Annotated in this window: 4 protein-coding genes; all 4 read right to left on the bottom strand. The window is 26.3% G+C overall.

All coding sequences use genetic code 11. From position 1 onward, the window contains the following. Positions 1 to 378: 378 nt before the first annotated feature. Positions 379 to 1,485 carry a glucose-1-phosphate adenylyltransferase subunit GlgD gene (gene glgD / locus O212_RS0113320; RefSeq protein WP_024615594.1) on the bottom strand — a complete coding sequence of 369 codons (1,107 nt, stop codon included), beginning with the start codon at positions 1,483 to 1,485 and terminating at the stop codon, positions 379 to 381. Positions 1,486 to 1,537: 52 nt separating this feature from the next. Beyond that, a complete protein-coding gene (locus O212_RS0113315; RefSeq protein WP_024615593.1) occupies positions 1,538 to 2,719 on the bottom strand; it encodes a glucose-1-phosphate adenylyltransferase in 1,182 nt (393 codons plus the stop codon). A gap of 148 nt (positions 2,720 to 2,867) precedes the next feature. Further along, a complete protein-coding gene (glgA, locus tag O212_RS0113310; RefSeq protein ID WP_024615592.1) occupies positions 2,868 to 4,295 on the bottom strand; it encodes a glycogen synthase GlgA in 1,428 nt (475 codons plus the stop codon). Positions 4,296 to 4,311: 16 nt separating this feature from the next. After that, entirely contained in the window at positions 4,312 to 6,294 is a 1,983-nt protein-coding gene (gene glgB, locus O212_RS0113305; protein ID WP_035279564.1) for a 1,4-alpha-glucan branching protein GlgB, read from the bottom strand. Positions 6,295 to 6,899 lie beyond the last annotated feature (605 nt).

The raw sequence follows: 6,899 nt of genomic DNA, 5'->3' as shown, positions 1-6,899 counted from the left end.
AGCGACTCGTTTATCTTATCATTTAAGAAGTTTTCTGTCAACAACTTTTTTTATAAAGTTTTCTAAACTTTCAAAGTGTTTCCTCTTCTAAACAACAATAATATCTTACCACTTTACTCAACATTTGTCAACTTAGTTCGACATATTCTAAATATAAGTTCGAACTTAAAAGTTGTTTGTCTTTCAAGCAACGGACTTAATGATATCATATACTATTTCTTATATATATTTATTTTTACTTGTTTAATTAATATATTCCTTAAATTCTTTTAAATACTATTAAATTCATTATTTTACTACTATTGATACACTAGGAATAGTTTAAGTAAGCTTATCCTAATATATAAATAAAAAGGCAGTATAAACTGCCTTTTTATTTTAAATTGCTTTTCTTTTTTGAATTGTTACAGGATAGTTTTCTGTACCATTTATATTTTGATCTTTATTCACAATAGTTCCTTTATCAGCAATTACTTTACTCATATGAACATTCTCTTCTATTTTGCTATTTTGAAGTATTATACAATTTTCAAGAATAGTTCCTTTTCCTATATGAACTCTTCTACCTATAATACAGTTCTTAACAGTTCCTTCTATATAAGATCCATTAGCAACTATAGAATTAAGCACTTCACTTTCTTTAGTATATTTAGTTGGTGCTTCATCTTGTGACTTTGTATATATAGGATCTTTATCAAAAAATAATTCTCTATTTATTTCTTCATCTAAAAGATCCATATTAGAATCAAAGTAAGATTTAACTGAATTTATACAAGATAAATATCCTTTAAATTCATAAGCTCCAACCTTAAGATCATTTAAATTTCTACTTATATATTTTTTAACTTTTCTATCTATTCCATTCTTTATGCATTCATATATAATATCTATAAAAAGATCTGTTTTCATTATATACATTTCCATATTGATATTAGCTTCATTTTCTCTTCCTATATTTTCACCAATACTAATTACTCTATTCACTTCATTTACATTTAAAACTTCACAATCTATAAAGTTATCTTTTGCATTATCTATTTTTTTATAAACTACAGTTATATCATTTTTTTGATTATTATGTGTTCTTATTAATTCGTTATAATCTATATTACATACCATATATGATGGCGCTAATAAAACATATTCTTTTCTACTACTTTTTATAAACTCTATATTTTCAACAAAGTTATGAACATCATCATAATAAGGATCATAATCTCCAAAATTAAAAACTCTAAGACCATCCTTTTTTCTATGAAGATCCCATGGTCTTCCATTAGTTAAGTGATTAACTAATGATCTTGATTTATTTTTTGTAAATATACCTATTCCTTCTATTCCTGAATTAGCCATATTTGATATTATAAAATCTATTACTCTATATCTTCCTGATATAGGTACTGATGCTAGTGTTCTATATCTAACTAACTCTCCCATTCTGCTTTCATTTTCATCTAAATTTATTATTCCTAAACAATTATTCAAGTAAAACCCACCCTTTCATCACTAATAATCTCTCAGACTATTTTGAAGTATCTTATACCATAGAAATTTCTCTTGGTCTAACTCCTACACATTCTTTTTCTATTATTTTCTCTACAATATCTCCAGCAGCTACTACTGCAATTTCTTCCCCATTATCTATTAATGCCCCTTCTTTAATTACAGAATCACTTCCTATTATTGCTTTATCTATAACTACATTACCTTCAATATAGGCATTTGGCATTATAACCGAATCTCTTATTATAGTATTTTCACCAACATATACCCCTTGAGATAATATAGAATTTTCTACATATCCATATACTTTGCAACCTTCATTAACCATAGAATTTTTTATTTTTGCTTTTTTTCCTATATATTGAGCTGGCCTAACTGGATTCTTTGAGTATATTTTCCATTCATTACTTCTTAAATCTAATTCATTCTCTTCTCTTAATAAATCCATATTTGCTTCCCACAAACTATCTATAGTTCCAACATCTTTCCAATAACCTTTGAAAGGATATGCTACCATTTTCATATTGTCATTTAACATTTTTGGTATTATATTTTTACCAAAATCATTACTTGATAATTCATCTTGTTCATCTTCTTGTAGATACTTCTTTAATTTATCCCATTTAAATATATAAACCCCCATTGATGCCTTATTGCTCTTTGGCTTTTCTGGCTTTTCTTCAAATTCATATATTGATAAATCTTTATTTGTATTCATTATTCCAAAACGAGTTGCCTCTTCCATCGTTACCTCTATAACTGCAATAGTTACATCAGCTTTCTTTTCTTTATGAAAGTTTAACATATCATCATAATCCATTTTATATATGTGGTCTCCTGAAAGAATAAGAACATACTCAGGATTATATCTATCTATATATTCAATATTTTGATATATAGCATTTGCTGTTCCTTTATACCAGTCTCCTCCTTTTTCTTCCTGATATGGAGGTAATATAGATACTCCGCCATCTCTTCTATCTAAATCCCACGCATCTCCAATTCCTATATGTGAATTAAGTTCAAGTGGTTTATATTGAGTAAGAACTCCTACTGTATATATACCTGAATTTGCACAATTACTTAAAGGAAAATCTATTATTCTATATTTTCCTCCAAATGGTACTGCTGGCTTTGCTAAATTCTTTGTTAACACGCCTAATCTAGACCCTTGTCCTCCAGCTAACACCATTGCAACTATCTCTTTATTAACCATATTTACGTATTCCCCTTCCCCTATCTATAACATTTAAAATAATAAATTTATAAAATATATTATTTATATAAATATAGGTTATTAACCTATTACAATTTACTTTTTATCTTTAATTAACCCCAATAATATTTATATATAAACTAACCCTTTATATTAAATTTTCATACATTTTCTTATACTCTTTTGCAGACTTTATCCAACTATTATCACTTTCCATAGCTTGTATTACTATTTCTCTAAATTTATCTTTATCTTCATACATATCTAAAGCATACTTTATTGTATTTATAAGCTCAAAATGATTATAGTTTCTAAACCCAAACCCATTTCCTTCACCTGTATATTCATTATAAGGTTTTACTGTATCTTTAAGACCTCCAGTCTCTCTAACTATTGGAATTGATCCATATCTTAATGCAATAAGTTGACCAAGTCCACATGGCTCAAATAATGATGGCATTAAAAATAAATCAGATGCAGCATATATTTTATGTGCTAACTTATTATCAAATAATATATTAGCTGATACTTTATTAGGATATTTATTAGCAAACCACTTAAATCCCTCTTCAAATTTATTATCACCAGTTCCTAAAACAACTAATTGAATATCATTTTGTAAAAGTTCTTCTAAGCAGTACATAATAATATCTAATCCCTTTTGACTAGTTAATCTTGATACTATACCTATCATAGGAATATCTTCTGATTCTTCAAGTCCAAGTTCTCTTTGTAATATTATCTTATTTTTAACTTTTAAATCTATATTATCTACTGAATAATTCTTATAAATATAATCATCTTCTTCTGGATTATATTCATCATAATCAATTCCATTTACTATACCTTTAAGAATTTCTTGTTTCCACCTTAATAAACCATCTAATTTTTCACCAAATTGCTCTGTTTTTATTTCCTCAGAATAAGTTTTGCTAACAGTTGTTATTAAATCTGAATAGTTTATAGCTCCTTTTAAGAAACTAACGCCACCATAAAGTTCTAAACTTCCATTATTAAAAAGCTCATAATCATATCCAAATAGTTCTGGTAGAACTTCCTTATTAAATGTTCCTCTAAACAATAAATTATGAATAGAAATTATTGTTTTTATATTTTTATAAAAATCATCATAACCATATTCAACTTTATTAAGAACAGGAATCATACCAGTTTGCCAATCATTACAATGTATGATATCAGGTTTCCACCCAATCTCTTTTATAAATTGAAGAACTGCTCTATTAAAAAAAGCAAATCTCTCTCCATCATCATAATATCCATATAATCCATCTCTTTTAAAATAGTATTCATTGTCTATTAAATAATAGGGTACATCTTCATATACACATTCTAATAATCCACAATATTGATTTCTCCAACCAACTTTTACATTAAAAGATTCTAAAAACTCAACCTCATGTTTTGAATCAAACTTTATATCTTTATACTTTGGTATTACAACTCTAACATCTATTCCTAATTTTTTTAATTCCTTAGGAAGTGCTCCAACAACATCTCCAAGTCCACCAGTTTTTATAAAAGGGTGCGACTCAGATGCAACTATTAAAACTTTCATTCTCTTACTCCTTTGCTTACTCTTCTATAATATTCTTATTACTCACCGTTAACTTATTAAATCTATCAATACCTAAAATAGATACTCCCATAGGTGGTACTTTTACCTTTATAGAATATGGCATATTATTATATTCTCTCTCTTCAGCAACAAGCACTTCACCCATAACCTGTCCTGATCCACCATACTCTTCACTATCACTATTAAATACTTCTCTATAATTAGCTAAGTATGGAACCCCTATTTTGAAATCATAATATACATTAGGAGTAAAATTACATATAAAAATTAATGTATCTCTTTCTTTTTCTCCCCTTCTAATAAAAGTAAATATACTCTGTTCTTTATTATTTGCATCAATCCATTTAAATCCATCTGTACTATAATCTAATTCCCATAAAGCATTATTTTCTCTATAAAATTTATTTAGGCTCTTACAATATTCCTTGGTCTTTTCATGCATAGGAAAATTATTAATAAGATTCCACTCAAGCTCTTCATAATCTCTCCATTCTATAAACTGTCCGAACTCAGAACCCATAAATAAAAGTTTTTTACCAGGATGTCCAATCATATAAGCCAAATATAATCTCAATCCAGCAAACTTATTCCAATAATCCCCCCACATTTTATCTACCAATGATTTTTTACCATGTACTACTTCATCATGAGAAATTGGAAGTATAAAATTTTCTGAGTAATTATACATCATAGAAAATGTCATATTATTATGATGATGTTTCCTATATATAGGATCTATTTCTACATACTTTAAAGTATCATTCATCCACCCCATATTCCATTTAAAGTTAAACCCTAATCCACCATCTTCTATAGGTTTTGTTACATTAGGCCAAGAAGTAGATTCTTCTGCAACCATAATAATATTTTCAAATTCTGAAAATATAGCTTTATTTAATTCCTTTAAGAATGTTGTCCCCTCTAAACATTCATTTCCACCATATATATTAGTTTTCCATTCCCCATCATTTCTTCCATAATTCAAATAAATTATATTTGAAACAGCATCAACTCTTAACCCATCTATATGAAATTCTCTAATCCAATACAATGCATTTGATATAAGAAAACTCTTTACTTCTGGTTTACCTAAATCAAAATTAGCAGTTCCCCAACCTTTATTCTCAGCTTTCCATCCTTCCTCATATTCATAAGTAGGACTTCCATCAAACATATATAAACCATGCGAATCTTTACAGAAATGTCCTGGAACCCAATCTAATATAACTCCTATATCATTTCTATGAAGTTCATTTATAAGTTCTTTTAATCCTTCAGAATCACCATATCTACTAGTTACTGAATAATATCCAGTTGATTGATATCCCCAAGATGCATCTAAAGGATGTTCCATAATTGGCATTAATTCTACATGGGTATATCCCATTTCTAAAATATATTCAGTTAATCTTTTAGCTAAATCTCTATAAGACAAAAATTCATTACCGTTCATTTTCCAAGAACCTAAATGTAATTCATATATATTAATTGGACTTTTATAAATATTATTTCTCTTTCTTTTATTAATCCACTTTCTATCATTCCATTTAAACTTTATATCCTCTTTTACTATAGATGCAGTGTTAGGTCTAAGTTCCGATTCTAAAGCATATGGATCTGATTTATAGAAAGCTTTAGTATTAAATTGATTCACTATATAATATTTATATTTTGTTCCATGTTTTAATCCTGGAATAAATATTGTCCATATCCCATTCTCACTGATTTTTTCCATCTTATATTTTTCCAAAGGTTTAAATTCTGAAAAATCTCCAACTATGTAAACCATGCTTGCCTTAGCAGCCCAAACTGTAAATCTAATACCTCTTTTTCTTTTTTCGATAACACTGTGAGCCCCCATAAATCTGTAGCTATTATAATTCTTTCCCTCATGAAATAAATAATTATCGAATTCAGTTATTTGACCTTTCTTTATAACTTTCTTTGTAACTTTATCATTTTTTGCTACTTGAACCATGTTATCTTTTCGCCCCCTCATTATCCATTACTTTACAATTGTAGCATTATGTGTTTAAAATCTCCATTTATTTCATCATCTAAATTCCTACAAAATAGACTGTATTTCTTGAAAATTTATAACGGAAATAAATAAAGACTAAAAGTTAGACAAAAACTAACTTCTAGTCTTTTTATATTGAATACATAATTTAATATTTTTAATAGTTGTTTAATATTTATAAAATATTTTTTGTATCATGATAAAATTTATTATTAAAAATTTTATCCATAAAAATTAATAGTAATAGTAAATATACTCATTAAATTTTTTATATAATTTTATTCATTACTTGTTATATAAAAAATCTAAGAATTTTATATATTATTAATTGTTATTGATTAAATAAAAATATATTTAAATAAATAAGACTTTTAAATAAAATAATATTTATTAGTTACTTTATATAAATATTTATCCAAAATAAAACAAGTCATGTATATTTTTATACATGACTTGTTTTTATATAATGGATATTAAATTATATTATTCCAATTAATATTAAAATAATTATTTTGAAATAATAAAAAAATTTATAAAAGTAATTTTATATACGAAAAAAGAGA

This window comes from Clostridium sp. Ade.TY, from assembly GCF_000498355.1.
Lineage (GTDB): Bacteria > Bacillota > Clostridia > Clostridiales > Clostridiaceae > Clostridium.
Note: the sequence above shows the minus strand (reverse complement) of the source record. Positions and strands in the feature narration are given on the sequence as shown.

Coding starts and splice junctions, on each gene's coding strand:
- O212_RS0113315 (WP_024615593.1), bottom strand. CDS start 2,719: ATGGTTAATAAAGAGATAGTTGCAATGGTGTTAGCTGGAGGACAAGGG.
- glgA (WP_024615592.1), bottom strand. CDS start 4,295: ATGAAAGTTTTAATAGTTGCATCTGAGTCGCACCCTTTTATAAAAACT.
- glgB (WP_035279564.1), bottom strand. CDS start 6,294: ATGGTTCAAGTAGCAAAAAATGATAAAGTTACAAAGAAAGTTATAAAG.